Raw genomic sequence first — 15810 nt, 5'->3', positions numbered from 1 at the left:
AGTGATCAGCGGTGGGGTGCGCTACGCGCTGATCGTTGGCGGCGCCATCGTCTCGATCCTGCTGTTCCTGCTGGCCGGCGCATCCGACAATTCGGGCTTCTTCGGCCGCTACTACAGCTGGCTACTGGGCCTGACCGCCGCGATGGCGTTCCTGCTCCTGATCGTCGTGGTCGTGGCGCTCTGGCGCTTGTATTCCCGCTACAAGGCCGGCAAGTTCGGCTCCCGGCTCATGGCGCGGCTGGTGCTGCTGTTTGCGGGCATCGGCATCCTGCCTGGTCTCGTGATCTTCATCGTGTCGGTGCAGTTCGTGTCGCACTCCATTGACTCGTGGTTTGACGTCAAGATCGAATCGGCGATCGAATCGGGCCTGAACCTGGGCCGCGCCGCACTTGACGAATCGTTGTCCGAGCTGGGCGCCACTGCGCAGACCGCGGCCGCCACGCTGGCAGGGCAGAGCGACATGACCGCGCAACCCGTGCTGGCGCGCCTGCTGGCTGACACCAGCGGTCTGCAAAGCGTGATGCTGGTCGACGCCAACGGCGCCGTGCTGTCAGCCGCCACCGAAGACCGCGGCGCCAACCTGGCGGCCGACGCACCCAATGAACGCATGCTGCGCAGCGCCGGGATGCCGGGCGGGTATGCCCAGGCCGAGGGCGGCGTCGGCCCTGCCGATGCGGGCGACGAGGCCGCAGACGGCGCCTCGAACGCGCTCGATGCCGTGACCGGCCTGCGCCTGCGCGTCGTGATGGCCGTGCCCGAACCACCGGGCGTGCAGCAGCGCTACCTGCAACTGCTGCAGGCGGTGCCGGTGGGCCTGGCCTCGAACGCCGAGGTCCTGCGCTCGGCCTCCACCGAATACCGGCTGCGCCTCGAAGCGCGCACGGGCCTGCGCAAGATGTACATCGTGACCTTGACCCTGACGCTGCTGCTGGCGATCTTCGGGGCGATCGGCAGCGCCTTCCTCATTGCCGGCAATCTGGCGCAGCCGCTGCTGGTGCTGGCCGAAGGCACGCAGGCGGTGGCCGAGGGCGACCTGTCGCCGCGCCCGATCGTCGAGACCAACGATGAACTGGGCACCTTGACCCGATCCTTCAATGCGATGACGGGCCAGTTATTCGAAGCCAGGAGCGCCGTGGAGCGCAACCGCGCCGCGCTGCAAAGCGCCAAGGCCCACCTGGAATCGGTGCTGGCGAACATGTCGGCCGGCGTGATCGTGCTCGATGCCGAGGGCATCGTGGTCAACTCGAACGATGCCGCCTACCGCATCCTGCAGATCGAACCGGGCGCGATGGCGGGGCCGCTGAACCGCATCGCCGGCCTCGAACATTTTTCGAACACGGTCGCACGGTCGTTTTCGGCGCAAAGCGCCCACGTGGCGGCCGAGCGCCGCAAGCGCGCGCACTGGCAGCAGCAGATCGAGATCCCGCGCGACGCCCAGCGCAAGACCGGCGCCGCCGACGAACACGAGCACGACATCGTGCTGCTGGCGCGCGGTTCGCGCCTGCCGGTGGGCGCCGACAGCGGCTTTATCGTCGTGTTCGACGATATCTCGGACGTGATCACGGCCCAGCGCTCGGTGGCCTGGGGCGAGGTGGCGCGCCGCCTGGCGCACGAAATCAAGAATCCGCTCACGCCGATCCAGCTGGCGGCCGAGCGCATGCAGATGAAGCTGGCCGAACACCTGCCGCAAGCGCAGGCCGACCTGCTCCAGCGCGGCACGACCACGATCGTCAACCAGGTCGACGCAATGAAGCGCATGGTCGACGACTTCCGCGACTATGCGCGCACGCCGCCGGCGATGCTCGACCAGCTCGACCTGAATGGCCTGATCGCCGAGATCCTCAGTCTGTACCTGGCCGACGACAGCAGCGACATCATTCATGCGAACCTCGCGCCGGACCTGCCGCGCGTGATGGGCGACGCGACCCAGTTGCGCCAGGTGATTCACAACCTGGTCCAGAACGCGCAGGATGCGCTGGTCGAGCGCGGACCGGATGCGCCGGCGCCGCGCGTGGACATCACAACCGAGGCGATCCAGTACACGGGCACCGGTGGCTTTGCCGGCACCGCGGTGCGCCTGGCGATCGTCGACAATGGGCCCGGTTTCGCGCCCCGCATCCTGGCGCGCGCGTTCGAGCCGTACGTGACGACCAAGGCGCGCGGCACGGGTCTTGGCCTCCCGATGGTCAAGAAAATCATCGACGAACACGGTGGCCGGATCGATGTCGGGAACCGCAGCGATGGAACTGGCGCAGCAGTGTCGATTTTGCTGTTAAAGTTAGCTCCCGAAGCAAGCTTGGCTTAAGGACAACTGAACAAGCCGCTGCGTGTTGCCTGCCAATCGCACCGCCTGGCAGTACACTGCGCCGCGTTTGTCAGTACAGTGCGTTTTCCGGCCGATCGTGGCTCCGCTCGTAATGGTTTTTCGAACTCCCCTTCAGTGCAAAAAACTTATAAAATTGCACACACGTCGGGTAGAAGATCAGGAAGGTAGAAGAGATGGCGAACATACTGGTAGTTGACGATGAAATGGGAATCCGGGAGCTGCTCTCCGAGATTCTCGGTGACGAAGGTCATGCCATCACCCTGGCCGAAAACGCGCAGCAAGCGCGTGAGGCGCGCGCGGCCGGCGCCCCGGATCTCGTGCTGCTCGATATCTGGATGCCTGACACCGATGGCGTCACGCTGCTCAAGGAATGGCAGCGCGACGGCCTGTTGACCATGCCGGTCATCATGATGTCCGGTCACGCGACCATCGACACCGCAGTCGAAGCAACGCGCATCGGCGCGCTGAACTTCCTCGAGAAACCGATCGCGCTGCAAAAGCTGCTCAAGGCCGTGCAGCAGGGTCTGAGCCGCGCGCAGGAAGTCGCGCGTGCACCGATGGCGCCACCGCGGCCGATCGCACCGAGCGTGCCAAGCATGGCGCTCGATGGCGGCGGCGCGGCATCCGCATCGGCCTCGCCATCGGCGCCGATGTTCGCATCGGCCAATACGCAGCCGGGCGCCGGCGCGGCCCTTGGCAATGGCGCGCGCATGGTGCATGCGATGTCGCAGGGCGAGGGTACCGGTTACACGCTGTCGTTCGACCTGCCGCTGCGCGAGGCACGCGACGCGTTCGAGCGCATGTACTTCGAGCACCACCTGGGCCGCGAAGGCGGCAGCATGACGCGCGTGGCTGAAAAGACGGGCCTGGAGCGCACCCACTTGTACCGCAAGCTCAAGCAGCTGGGCGTCGAGCCGGGCAAGCTGGCCAAGAAAGGGGGCTGATGGCCCACGCGGCCACCAGTCTCGTTACCGGTCCGACGGCGGCGGCGCGCGAAGCGGCCATTGCGGCGCTCCTGGCCGCGCCATTCGATGCAGCGTCTGCATCTCCTGCGTCCGTATCTCTTGCGTCCGTCAGCAGTCTCGCTGCTGACGGAGTGACCTCTCCCGCAAGCCGCCTGCCGGCGCCCGCCATCCCGTTCGACGCTGTCATTCTCGAAGGCCTGGGCGTGGCGGCCACACCCCTTGAAACGGGTCCCGGCCTGCAGGTCATGCGCATCGCGCCGGGCTGCCTGTGCTGCGACGGCAATCTGGTTTTGCGTGTAACATTGAATCGTCTGCTGCGCCAACGCCCTCGGCGCCTGTTCATCGGTCTGGCGAGCAGCGAACACCTTGATCAGTTGCGATCGTGGCTTGCAGCACCGCCATACGATCAGCTGTTGGCCCTGGAACTGACCGTACACGCCTGAGTTTTACGGGTGCGTTCACTTGAAATCCAGCTGGCCAGCCCCACCTCTTTATCGAAGTGAACAGCCTGCCATTCGCCGCCATCCATCCGGCAGGTTGGCACCAACTTTCTGATCGAAGGAGTCAACATGAACATGATCTATAACAGTGAACAGTACAGCGTCGTCGAATTCGGCGTCGACCGCGAACTCGAAGCACTGCGCTTTGGTGGCTTCGAGATCGTCGACAAGGCCGGCCGGCGCGAAGCGTTCATCGGCGGCCGACTCGCGCAATCGTTCCGGCGCGATGTCAACAACCTGATCGCCAGCGAACCAACGATGGAAGAAATCGACGAGTTCCTGGGCGAGTACGACACCCTGATGAGCCAACCGGTGGTGCTGCATTAAGCCGCTGGTGAAGTACCTGCCGCGCCATCGCCAGCCAAGGTGATGGCGCTCTCATTTCAGTAGCATACGAAGCTGTACCCATGTGCCAGTTACTTGGAATGAACTGCAATGTCCCCACTGACATTGTCTTTTCTTTTACCGGCTTCGCTCACCGCGGCGGCCACACCGATACCCACCACGATGGCTGGGGGATCGCGTTCTTCGAAGGGACCGGCGTACGCCACTTCGTCGATCACCAGGCGGCAGTCGCCTCGCCGATCGCCGAGCTGATCAAGCGTTACCCGATCAAGTCTACCAACGTCATTGCCCATATCCGCAAGGCCACCATCGGCCAGGTGGCGCTGGAAAACTGCCATCCGTTCGTGCGTGAATTGTGGGGCCGCTATTGGGTGTTCGCCCATAATGGCGACCTCAAGGCGTTCGCGCCCGTGCTCGATGGCACATTCCGGCCCGTTGGCACGACCGACAGCGAACTGGCGTTCTGCTTCCTGCTGCAAAGCCTGCGCCGCGAATTCGGCGATACCGCGCCCACGCGCGCCGCGCTCGCTGGCGCACTCGAGCGCATCATTCCCGGCATCGCCGCCCATGGCACCTTCAACATGATGCTGTCCGATGGCACCGCGCTGTACACGCATTGCTCCACCAAGCTGTGCTACGTCGTGCGCAAGCATCCGTTCGTGACGGCCTGCCTGTCGGATGAAGACCTGTCGGTCGACTTTTCGCAGGTGACGACGCCCAATGACCGGGTCGCGATCATCGTGACTGAACCGCTGACGACGAACGAGGCATGGACTCATTTCGCGCCGGGTGAACTGAAGGTGTTCGTCGATGGCTTGCCGCAGGATGTGGCGACCTTGTCAGCGGGTTGATCGTTCCCCAACATTCTCACAAAAAATTTATGCTAGGAAACCCAACTGTCATTGGGATGCGGTAAAGTAGATCGGTTGCCGCGATATTGAGAATGATATGACCGATACAGCCCGCCTCGACGAGGCATCCCAGCCACTGCGCATGCGCAATTTTTTCTTGGCGCGCCAGCCGGTGCTGGACCGTAACCAGGCATTGTATGGCTACGAATTGCTATTCCGCGGCAGTGCCCAGGGGCCGGCGGAGTTCGAGTCCGGGCTGTCGGCCAGCGCCAGCGTCATCCACCATGCTTCCCAGCTCGGCTTGCCACGCGCGATTGGCGATGCGACGGCGTTCATCAATGTCGACAAGGACGCATTGATGAGCGATATGTTTGCGTTCATGCCGCGCGAGCGCACGGTACTGGACATCGTCAGCTCGGTCGAGCCCGATGCCGACGTCATCGAACGCATGACGCACCTGGCGTCGCACGGCTTTCGTTTTGCTGCCGAAGCCTCGGCCCATGGCCCGGCGCTGTCGCGCTTCTTGCCGGTGATCGACTTCGTCAAGATGGACCTGCGCGCGCTGCCGCTCGTGACGATGCTGTCGCTCGCACCGTGCCTGCGCAACACCGGCAAGCGGCTGGTGGCGGCGAAGGTCGAGAACCTCACCGAATACCGGACTTGCCTGGACGTCGGCTTCGACTATTTCCAGGGCTATTACTTTGCCAAGCCATCGGTCATCGCAGGGCGCAAGCTGTCGCCGTCGCAGACAACGGTGCTCGACCTGATGAACCTGATCACGTCGGATGCCGACAATGCCGAGATCGAGCAAGTGGTCAAACGCGAAGTGACGATTGGCCTCAACCTGCTGCGCCTGGTGAACACGCCGGCAGTCGGGGCAGGGCGCCGCATCGAATCGATCAGCCAGGCCTTGAATCTGCTGGGCCGGCGCCAGTTGCAGCGTTGGCTGCAGATCCTGCTGTTTGCCGAGCCTGATGTGCGCGGCCACAGTCAGAGCCCGCTCCTGATGCTGGCCACGACCCGCGCGCGCCTGATGGAGCTGCTGGCCCAGCGCATGCGCCCGGCGCAGCGCAACGTCGCCGACATCGCGTTTACGGTCGGCATGATGTCGCTGATGGATACGCTGTTCTGCATTCCGATGCGCGACATCGTCGAACAGATCCCCGTGATCGACGAAGTGCGCGCCGCGCTCCTGAACCGCACGGGCTTCTTTGGCGAGCTGCTCAAGCTGGCTGAATCGATCGAGCGCATGGACGACGAGCAGGACGACATGCTCGCCGGCCTCAAGTCACTGGCCTTCGACGGCGACGACCTGGCCGAGCTCGAAGTAGCCGCATTCGAATGGAGCGACAAGGTCGTACGCTACGCGATCTGACGTCACCAGCGACACCACCCCGAAACGGGCCGCCAGGACAAACTGCCGGCCCGTTTCGCATCCCGCCATAGAAAGCAATTACCCAACAATGAGGGTCAGAGTCGAATTGTTTGACAACTTTTCCAATTTGCACGGCCTCGAATGGACGAGCCCGTTATTGGCGAGAGCAATTGCTCAATAATTCGACTCTGACCCTAATTAAAAAGCGTGATTTTCGGAAAAATTACTAATTAATTCTACTCTGACCCTAATTGGGGTTCAGGAGAGGTTGGGGGCCAGGTGGCGTTCGACTTCTTGTTTGTCCATGTTGCGGCGGGTGGCCATGTCGTCGACCTGGTCGTTGCCGATCTTGCCCACGACGAAGTACTTTGAGTCGGGGTGGGCCAGGTAGAAGCCGGAGACGGCGGCGCCGGGGTACATGGCGTAGGACTCGGTCAGTTGCATGCCGATTTCTTCAGCTTGCAGCGTGGCGAACATGTCGGCTTTGACTGTGTGCTCGGGGCAGGCCGGGTAGCCCGGGGCGGGGCGGATGCCCAGGTATTTTTCGGCGATCAGCGCTTCGTTGCTCAGGTCTTCGCCGACGGCGTAACCCCACAGGTCGGTGCGCACGCGCTCGTGCAGGTATTCGGCGAAGGCCTCGGCCAGGCGATCGGCCAGCGACTTGAGCATGATCGACGAGTAGTCGTCGTGCGCTGCTTCGAAACGCTGCTCGTGCTTTTCGATGCCCAGGCCGGCCGTCACGGCGAACATGCCGATGTAGTCGGCGACGCCGCTGTCCTTTGGCGCGATGAAATCGGCGATGCACTGGTTCGGGCGCTGCTCGCCGTTCACCATGGGCTTGACGCCCTGCTGGCGCAGGCCGTACCAGGTCAGCGCCACTTGCGAGCGCGATTCGTCGGTGTAGATTTCGATGTCGTCGTCATGCACCGTGTTCGCCGGCAGCAGCGCGATGACGCCGTTGGCCGACAGCCAGCGGCCTTCGATGATCCGCTTGAGCATCGCCTGGCCTTCGGCAAACACCTTGCTCGCGGCGTCGCCCACCACGGCGTCGGTGAGGATGCCGGGGAACGGGCCGGCCAGGTCCCATGTCTGGAAGAACGGGCCCCAGTCGATGTAGCGCGCGATCATGCCCAGGTCGACGTTCTTGAAGATGCGGCGGCCAATGAACTTTGGTTTCACCGGTGCGAAGTCGAGGCGCGCCTTGTTGGCGCGGGCCTGCTCCAGCGTGAGCATCGGCAGCGCCTTCTTGCTGGCATGCTGGATGCGGATGCGTTCGTAGTCCTGCGCCAGTTCGATGATGTAGGCGTCGCGCGTGTCGTCCGTGACCAGCGACTGGCCGACCGAGACCGAGCGCGATGCATCCGGCACATACACGACCGGACCGTCGTAGAACGGTGCGATCTTCACGGCCGTGTGGGCGCGGCTGGTGGTCGCGCCGCCGATCAGGAGCGGCATCTTGCGGTCGCGGAAGTATGGATCGCGCTGCATCTCGCGCGCCACGTGCGCCATTTCCTCTAACGATGGCGTGATCAGGCCCGACAGGCCCACCATGTCCGCGTTTTCTTCCTTCGCACGCGCGAGGATGTCGGCGCACGGCACCATCACCCCCATATTGACGATCTCGAAGTTATTGCACTGCATGACCACCGAGACGATGTTCTTGCCGATGTCGTGCACGTCGCCCTTGACGGTGGCGATTACCATCTTGCCCTTCGGCTTGGAGACGATGCCGGTGCGCGCTTCTTCGAGCGCCTTTTCTTCTTCGATGAACGGCACCAGGTGGGCCACGGCCTGCTTCATCACGCGCGCTGATTTCACCACCTGCGGCAGGAACATCTTGCCCTGGCCGAACAGGTCACCGACGATGTTCATACCATCCATCAGCGGGCCTTCGATCACGTGGATCGGGCGGCCGTTCGCCGCCAGCACCTGCTGGCGCATTTCTTCGGTGTCCTCGACGATCCACTGCGTGATGCCGTGCACCAGCGCGTGCGCCAGGCGCTTCTCCACCGTCGCTTCACGCCACTCCAGATTCTGTTCCTGCTTGTTGCCGCCGGCCTTCAGGGTGCCGGCGATCTCGATCATGCGTTCGGTGGCGTCCTTGCGGCGATTGAGCACGACGTCCTCGACGCGCTCGCGCAGTTCAGGTGCCAGGTTGTCGTAGACGCCGACCATGCCGGCGTTGACGATGCCCATCGTCAGGCCCGCCTTGATCGCGTGGTACAGGAACACGGTGTGGATCGCTTCACGCGCCGGATCGTTGCCGCGGAAGCTGAACGACACGTTCGACACGCCGCCCGAGATCTTCGCGTACGGCAGGTTATCGCGGATCCACTGGCACGCTTCAATGAAGTCGTTCGCGTAGTTGTCGTGTTCTTCGATGCCGGTGGCGATCGCGAAAATGTTCGGGTCGAAGATGATGTCTTCGGGCGGGAAGCCCACCTGCTCGGTCAGCACCTTGTAGGCACGCGCGCAGATCTCGGTCTTGCGCGCGAAGGTGTCGGCCTGGCCCTGTTCGTCGAACGCCATCACGATCACGGCCGCACCGTAGCGGCGGCACAGGACCGCCTGGCGAATGAATTCTTCTTCGCCTTCCTTCATCGAGATCGAGTTGACGATCGCCTTGCCCTGCACGCATTTCAGGCCCGCCTCGATCACCGACCACTTCGACGAGTCGATCATCACCGGCACGCGCGAGATATCGGGTTCCGACGCGATCAGATTCAAAAAGCGCGTCATGGCCGCCTGCGAGTCGAGCATCGCTTCGTCCATATTGATGTCGATGACCTGGGCGCCGTTCTCGACCTGCTGGCGCGCGACCGACAGCGCCTCGTCGAACTGCTCGTTGAGGATCATGCGTGCAAACGCTTTCGAGCCCGTCACATTGGTGCGCTCGCCGACGTTCACGAACAGCGACGACTCGTCGATCGTGAACGGCTCCAGGCCCGACAGGCGCATCGCGACCGGGATCTCGGGAATCTTACGCGGCGCGTGCTGCTCGAGGATGGTCGCGATCGCGTTGATGTGTTCCGGCGTCGTGCCGCAGCAGCCGCCGGCGATATTGATGAAGCCCGCGTCGGCGAATTCGCGCAGCAGCGCGGACGTGTCTGCGGGCAGTTCGTCAAAGCCCGTATCGCTCATCGGGTTGGGCAGGCCGGCGTTCGGGTAGATGCAGACGAAGGTGTCGGCGATGTTCGACAGTTCTTGTGCGTATGGGCGCATCAGGGCAGCGCCCAGTGCGCAGTTCAGGCCAATGGTCAGCGGTTTTGCGTGGCGCACCGAGTTCCAGAAGGCCGGCACGGTCTGGCCCGACAGGATGCGGCCCGACGCATCGGTCACGGTGCCCGAGATCATCAGTGGCAGGCGCGGCACGTCCGGGTGTTCGTCGAAGTACAGGTCGATGGCAAACAGCGCCGCCTTGCAGTTCAGGGTATCGAAGATCGTCTCGACCAGCAGCACGTCGGCGCCGCCGTCGACCAGCCCGCGCACCTGCTCATGGTACGACGCGACCAGCTGGTCGAAGGTCACGTTGCGCGCCGCCGGGTCGTTCACGTCGGGAGAAATCGAGGCGGTCTTGGGCGTCGGGCCGAGCGCGCCGGCGACAAAACGCGGCTTGTCCGGCGTCGAGTACTTGTCGCAGGCAGCGCGCGCCAGTTTGGCAGCCTGCACATTCATCTCGTAGGCCAGGTGGGCCATGTGATAGTCGTCCTGCGCCACGCCGGTGGCCCCGAACGTGTTCGTCTCGAGCAGGTCGGCGCCGGCGGCCAGATAACGCTCGTGGATTTCCTGGATGATCTGCGGCTGCGTCAGCGTCAGCAGCTCGTTATTACCCTTGACGAACAGTTCGCGCGCGCCGCTGCCTTCGGGCGCGGCAAAGGTGGCAAACCGTTCGCCCCGGTACGCCGCTTCATCGAGCTTGTACTGCTGGATGATCGTGCCCATCGCGCCATCCAGGATCATGATACGGCGCGTGAGGATGTCACGCAGCTGGGTTTCGATCGGCGAGATGGCGTTGGAGCGGGCGTTCATGGTGAGGTCTTTCGAGGAGGGCGGCTTGACAGATGGAGCCTGTTGGGCGGTCTACGATTATACGCCAAGCCGTTGATATCGCTGAAAGTCGGACCCATGTATGTATCCTTTTGTATGTAACATGGTATGTGTTACATGGCGTTACAATTCGCGACTTAGCAGCAATCTTTACGTTACATGGTGAGACGACAATGAAGTCAAGCCACCGCGAGTGGCGTGAACAGATGGGATTACGCATGAACAAAGAATACCGACCGGATTGGGATCAGCCAATTGACAGCAACCCGGAGTCAGCAGCATCGTCGAAGCCGCAAGTTGCCAGCAATGGTGTGAAACAGATTGTCACGATCCGCCTGGATGTGGATATGCTCGAATGGTTCAAGACTGCAGGTCCTGGCTATCAGACCCGCATCAACCAGGTTCTGCGTGAACATATGGATGCCCAGCGTAATTCGCAGGCAGAGTAAGCAGTTGCAAGGCGCCGGCGAGGCGCCTTTTTCACGGCGTGAAGACAAAAACGGCAGCCCGCGGGCTGCCTTGTCGTATGCGGAGCCCGTGGCGGCTCAGCTGAAGGTCAAGCCCGCCAGCGCGAACCCTTTCAGGAATTCCGCCGCCGCCAGGCGTTTGCCGCCCGGTTTCTGCAGCTCGGTCAGGCGCAGTGCGCCTGCACCGCATGCCACCACGATCCCGCTTGCATCCGCCTGCAGCACCTGGCCCGGCGTACCGTTGCCATCAACGGCGTCGGCATGCCAGATCTTGACTGCCACGCCGTCGACCACGCCATTCGCACCGGGGAACGGATTGAACGCACGGATCTTGCGCGCCAGGACGTCCGCCGGCAGCGTGAAATCGAGCTTGGCTTCTTCTTTCTTGATCTTGGCCGCGTAGGTCACGCCGGCCTCCGGCTGCGGTGTGGCCACCAGCTCGCCGGCGGCCATCTTGTGCAGCGCCTCGACGATCATGCGCGCGCCCAGCGCCGCCACCTTGTCGTGCAGCGTGCCGGTGGTGTCAGTGGCCTCGATCGGCAAGCCTTCCATCAGCAGCATGGGGCCGGTGTCGAGGCCTTCTTCCATTTCCATGATGGTCACGCCAGCGTCAATATCGCCCGCCTCGATTGCGCGGTGGATCGGCGCCGCGCCCCGCCAGCGCGGCAGCAGCGAGCCGTGAATATTGATGCAGGGACGGATGTCGAGCGTGCTGCGCGGCAGAATCAGGCCGTAGGCCGCCACCACCATCACGTCGTAGTCCAGCGCCAGCAGCTGCGCATGGGCTGCGCGTGCCTGTTCGGCGCGCTCCGGATCATTGCTGTCGGTGCGCAGCGACAGCGGCTGCGCCACCGGCATGCCATGCGCCAGCGCGTATTGCTTGACGCTGGAAGCCTGCAACTGCATCCCTCGCCCGGCCGGGCGGTCGGGCTGGGTCAGGACCAGGGGCACGGTGAAACCGGCTTCGTGGATCGCACGCAGGGCGACGGCGGCAAACTCCGGCGTGCCGGCAAAGACGACCTTCATCAACGACGCGCGCCGCGCTGGGCCGCTTCGCGCGCCAGGCCGCGCTCTTCTTTCTGCAGCTTGGCCTTGATGCGGTTGCGTTTCAGCGGCGACAGGTATTCGACAAACACCTTTCCCTTAAGGTGATCCATCTCGTGCTGGATGCAGACGGCCAGCAGGCCATCGGCGTCGACCGTGAACTCCTTGCCCTCGAGATCGAAGGCGCGCACCTTGACGCGCGATGGCCGCTCGACGCCGTCGTACACGCCCGGCACCGACAGGCAGCCCTCGTCGTACACGGCGCGTTCGTCGCTCGACCAGGTGATTTCAGGATTGATAAAGACCATCAGATCGTCCTGCGCTTCGGTGACGTCGATCGTGACGACTTGCTCGTGTACGTCCACCTGGCTCGCGGCCAGGCCAACGCCGGGCGCGTCATACATGGTGTCGGCCATGTCGGCAACCAGCGTGCGCAGGCGCTCGGTGCCGAATTCGGTCACGGGCGTGGCAATCTTGTGCAGGCGTGGATCGGGATAGCGAAGGATGTCGAGTAGGGCCATGATCAGTTCGGATTTCGAGAGGTGGGTGCGGTTGACGGGGTGCTGGAGCGCGGGCAATTTCAGACAGCAAATGCGCCACACGCCCCGCAGGACAAACGCCGGTTTGTCTTGCTAGTTCAGGCAATTGTGTGCAGAATTTGATTCTATACAGCAACCCTTCCGTGGGCGGGGAGCGGTACGTCGTGATGCTTCTGGCGCCGCGGCCGGGCGCACTGCGCGCGCGGCCTGCAATCGTATTCGGATTTACGCTGTCTTAACGCCGGACTTAACGGACGTCTTCAATGAAAAATTTTAGCACAGTCATGGCCCATGCTGCAGCGGTGGCCTTGCTGGCCTGCGCCGCGAGCGGCGCCGCCGTGGCCCAGACGGATACTGCCACCCCGTCGGCGGCCTGCGCGTTCCGCCCCGACGCCCCCGACAAGCACGTCGTCGTCAAGCGCGACACCCTCTGGGACATTTCCGGCAAGTTCTTGCGCAACCCATGGTGCTGGCCCCAGGTCTGGGGCATGAACCGTGATGAAATTCGCAACCCGCATTGGATCTATCCGGGCCAGGTGATCTGGTTCGACCGCGCGCGCGGCCGCCTGTCGTTCAACCGGCCTGGCGAGGACGGCGATGGCCGTGGCCAGCTACCGCTGACGCGCCTGTCGCCGCAGGTGCGCAGCGAAGGCACGGGCCAGGGTGCGGTGCCGTCGATCCCCGCCGGGGCCATCGAACCGTATCTGACCCAGCCGCTGGTGGTCGAAGCCGATGAGCTGGCCGGCGCGCCGCGCATCGTTGCCTCGCAGGAAGGCCGCTTCTATCTTGGCAAGGGCGACCGCGTGTACGTGCATGGCGCGCTCACGAGCGACACGGTGTACCAGGTGTTCCGCCCCGGCACCGTGCTGCGCGATCCGCAGACCGGCAAGGTGATGGCGCACGAAGCAGCCTTCCTGGGCAGCGTCAAGCTCGTCACCCCGGCCGGCCCGGGCGTCGATGCGCATACGTTCCAGGTCGTCGACACCGTGCGTGAAATGGGCGTGGGCGACCTGCTGGTGCCGCAGCCACCCACGCCGGTACGTAATTACGTACCGCATGCGCCGCTGCAACCGGTCGATGCGCGCGTGATGTCCATTTACGCCGGCGTGACCTACGCCGGCCAGAGCCAGGTCGTGACTGTCAACCGGGGCGCGGTTGACGGACTCGATGTCGGCGCCGTGCTGCAGCTCTATCATGTCGGGAAGACTGTGGCCGACCCGGCGAGCCGGGGTTTCCTCGGCATGGGGCGTGCCCAGTTGAAAATGCCTGACGAGCAAAACGGCAGCCTGTTCATCTTCCGCGTGTTCAAGAACGTCTCGTACGGCTTGATCATGACGGTGACAGCGCCCGTGCAAGTCGGCGACGTGGTCAAATCACCGGAGTAACACCGCCGTGCAGGCCACGGACCCCCGCCCAACGCCGGACCAGCACGCCACCCCGATCGCCGACTGGCTGCGCCTGGAACAGGCCGATGGGGTAGGGCGCCGCAGCGTGCACGCGCTGCTGGCCGTGTTCGGCACCCCCGGCGCCATCCTGCGCGCCGGTCCGCAAGCGCTGGGCGCCCACGTCACGCCCGCCCAGGCACGCGCCATCTGCGCCCCCGTCACGCCCGCGCTGGCGGCGCTCATCGACGCCACGCTGGCCTGGCTGGCCGCGCCTGACCACCATCTCGTCACGTGCCACGATCCACGCTATCCGCCGGCGCTGGCAGAGATTCCCGATCCGCCGCTGCTGTTATATGTCAGTGGCCGCGTGGAATTGCTGGCGCAGCCGCTGATCGCGGTCGTGGGCAGCCGCAATGCCAGCGTGCAGGGCCGGGTGGATGCCGAGTCGTTTGCCGCCGCGCTGTCCGGCGCCGGACTGTGCGTGGTGTCAGGGCTGGCGCTGGGGATCGATACGGCGGCGCACGAAGGCGCGCTGCGCGGCGCCGGCTCGACGATCGCCGTCGTCGGCACGGGCCTGGACCGCGTCTATCCGGCGCGCAACCGGGCGCTGGCGCACCGGATCGCCGCGCAAGGCTGCATCGTCAGCGAATATCCGCTGGGTATGCCCCCGCTGGCCGCCAACTTCCCGCGCCGCAACCGCATCATCAGCGGCCTGGCAGCCGGCGTGCTGGTAATCGAGGCGGCAGCGCAGTCCGGCTCCTTGATCACGGCGCAGCTGGCAGCCGAGCAGGGCCGTGAGGTGTTTGCACTTCCCGGCTCCATCCATTCGGCGCTGACCAAGGGCTGCCATCGCCTGATCCGCGAAGGCGCGCAACTGGTCGAGACGGTGGACGATGTGTTGATGGCCATGCGGATGTCGCCGCTGGCAGGGTTGCCGCAGGTCGATGCCGCCGCGCCTGCGTCGGAGGACGACGCCATCCTGCTTGACGCTCTGGGTCACGAACCGGTCGCGCTGGACGAGTTGCTGGCCCGCCTGGCGCTCGATCCGGGGATGCTTGGCGCACGCCTGCTCAAGCTGGAACTGGCCGGTTTCGTGACCCAGTTGCCGGGTGGGCGGGTACAGCGTATCTGGCGCTGACAGCGCCGTGGCAGGGCGTATTTATGACCGACCATGACAGCGGGGTCATGCTTCCCGATCCGTATTATGCGAATGGTATGTGCTTGTTTTTAATCATTATTAATAAGCTGGCTTATTGAACAAGGCTTGGATACAACGGTTTTTCCGTGGTGCGGCGCGGCTGGCGTGCTCCACTTGTGCCTCACGAAGTTTAGCTGCTACAGTAGCGTCACTATGTTCGACATCCTGGTCTATCTCTACGAGACGTACTACCGTCCCGACGCCTGCCCCGAGCCGGCAGCCCTGGCGCGCAAGCTCTCCGCCGTTGGTTTCGATGACATCGAAATCACGGAGGCGCTCGACTGGCTGGGCGGGTTGACCGACGCGCCGCTGCCCGAAACGATCGATGCGTCCACGGGCACCCGTTACTACGTCGACGAAGAATACATCGAGCTCGGCAGCGCAGCGATCGGCTTCATCGCCTTCCTCGAAAGCGCCAAGGTGCTCGGCCCGATCCAGCGCGAAATCGTCATCGAGCGTGCGCTCGCCTGCGACGAATCGCCCATTGCATTGAGCAAACTCAAGATCATTGTGTTGATGGTGCTGTGGAGTCAGGGCAAGGAATCCGACGCGCTGATGTTCGACGATCTGTTCAGCGACGACGACGAGCAGGAGCCGCGTTTATTGCACTAAATTCGGTGCAGTAATGGTAATAAACGAACGGGGCTGCGCGCCCCGTTTTGTATTTCCGGCCTGTCTGTCTGAATGCACCAGCGTGGGGCGGCCCCTTGCCGGAAGCGCGAAAACCCGCTTATCATTGGCCGCTTCATTCAGGACGTTACCAAACTG

At 63.8% G+C, this 15810-nt stretch carries 13 protein-coding genes; 10 read left to right on the top strand and 3 right to left on the bottom strand.

Going from position 1 to position 15810, the window contains the following annotated elements:
• Positions 1–4 precede the first annotated feature (4 nt).
• From NX775_RS14835 to NX775_RS14810, 6 genes are all read left to right on the top strand, one after another.
• Positions 5–2305 (top strand): sensor histidine kinase, encoded by a 2301-nt coding sequence (locus NX775_RS14835; protein WP_258836774.1) that lies wholly within the window; start codon positions 5–7, stop codon positions 2303–2305.
• Between the two features lie 194 nt (positions 2306–2499).
• Positions 2500–3270: a response regulator gene (locus tag NX775_RS14830; protein ID WP_183556706.1), complete on the top strand. Its 771-nt coding sequence runs from the start codon at positions 2500–2502 to the stop codon at positions 3268–3270.
• On the top strand, positions 3270–3734 hold the full coding sequence (locus NX775_RS14825; protein WP_258836691.1) for a GTPase: 465 nt from the start codon (positions 3270–3272) through the stop codon (positions 3732–3734). The genes NX775_RS14830 and NX775_RS14825 overlap by 1 nt, the downstream gene beginning before the upstream one ends.
• A gap of 126 nt (positions 3735–3860) precedes the next feature.
• A complete protein-coding gene (locus NX775_RS14820) occupies positions 3861–4118 on the top strand; it encodes a BTH_I0359 family protein (RefSeq protein WP_183556710.1) in 258 nt (85 codons plus the stop codon).
• A gap of 80 nt (positions 4119–4198) precedes the next feature.
• Positions 4199–4987 (top strand): class II glutamine amidotransferase, encoded by a 789-nt coding sequence (locus tag NX775_RS14815; RefSeq protein WP_258836690.1) that lies wholly within the window; start codon positions 4199–4201, stop codon positions 4985–4987.
• A gap of 97 nt (positions 4988–5084) precedes the next feature.
• Positions 5085–6362 (top strand): EAL and HDOD domain-containing protein, encoded by a 1278-nt coding sequence (locus NX775_RS14810; protein ID WP_258836689.1) that lies wholly within the window; start codon positions 5085–5087, stop codon positions 6360–6362.
• A gap of 258 nt (positions 6363–6620) precedes the next feature.
• Here NX775_RS14810 and metH read toward each other — a convergent pair whose 3' ends face one another.
• Positions 6621–10391 (bottom strand): methionine synthase, encoded by a 3771-nt coding sequence (gene metH, locus NX775_RS14805; RefSeq protein ID WP_258836688.1) that lies wholly within the window; start codon positions 10389–10391, stop codon positions 6621–6623.
• A gap of 236 nt (positions 10392–10627) precedes the next feature.
• On the opposite strand from metH, the gene NX775_RS24245 reads away from it, so the two are divergent.
• A complete protein-coding gene (locus tag NX775_RS24245) occupies positions 10628–10858 on the top strand; it encodes a BrnA antitoxin family protein (RefSeq protein WP_258836687.1) in 231 nt (76 codons plus the stop codon).
• 96 nt (positions 10859–10954) lie between these two features.
• Here the strand turns inward: NX775_RS24245 and fmt are convergent, their stop codons facing one another.
• Both fmt and def read right to left on the bottom strand, forming a co-directional pair.
• Positions 10955–11902, bottom strand: a complete 948-nt coding sequence (fmt, locus tag NX775_RS14795) for a methionyl-tRNA formyltransferase (protein WP_258836686.1) — start codon at positions 11900–11902, stop codon at positions 10955–10957.
• Complete coding sequence (gene def / locus NX775_RS14790; RefSeq protein WP_183556720.1) at positions 11902–12441, bottom strand: peptide deformylase; 540 nt, start codon at positions 12439–12441, stop codon at positions 11902–11904. Before def ends, fmt begins: the two co-directional genes overlap by 1 nt.
• A 281-nt stretch (positions 12442–12722) precedes the next feature.
• Between def and NX775_RS14785 the strand changes: the two genes are divergently transcribed.
• The 3 genes from NX775_RS14785 (at position 12723) to NX775_RS14775 (ending at position 15654) form a co-directional block, all read left to right on the top strand.
• Complete coding sequence (locus NX775_RS14785; protein ID WP_258836685.1) at positions 12723–13844, top strand: LysM peptidoglycan-binding domain-containing protein; 1122 nt, start codon at positions 12723–12725, stop codon at positions 13842–13844.
• A 7-nt stretch (positions 13845–13851) separates the two neighbouring features.
• Positions 13852–14982: a DNA-processing protein DprA gene (gene dprA / locus NX775_RS14780; protein WP_258836684.1), complete on the top strand. Its 1131-nt coding sequence runs from the start codon at positions 13852–13854 to the stop codon at positions 14980–14982.
• A 213-nt stretch (positions 14983–15195) separates the two neighbouring features.
• A complete protein-coding gene (locus tag NX775_RS14775) occupies positions 15196–15654 on the top strand; it encodes a Smg family protein (RefSeq protein WP_258836683.1) in 459 nt (152 codons plus the stop codon).
• Positions 15655–15810 lie beyond the last annotated feature (156 nt).

This window comes from Massilia aurea (assembly GCF_024753205.1).
In the GTDB taxonomy this organism is placed as follows: domain Bacteria; phylum Pseudomonadota; class Gammaproteobacteria; order Burkholderiales; family Burkholderiaceae_D; genus Telluria; species Telluria aurea.
Note: the sequence above shows the minus strand (reverse complement) of the source record. Positions and strands in the feature narration are given on the sequence as shown.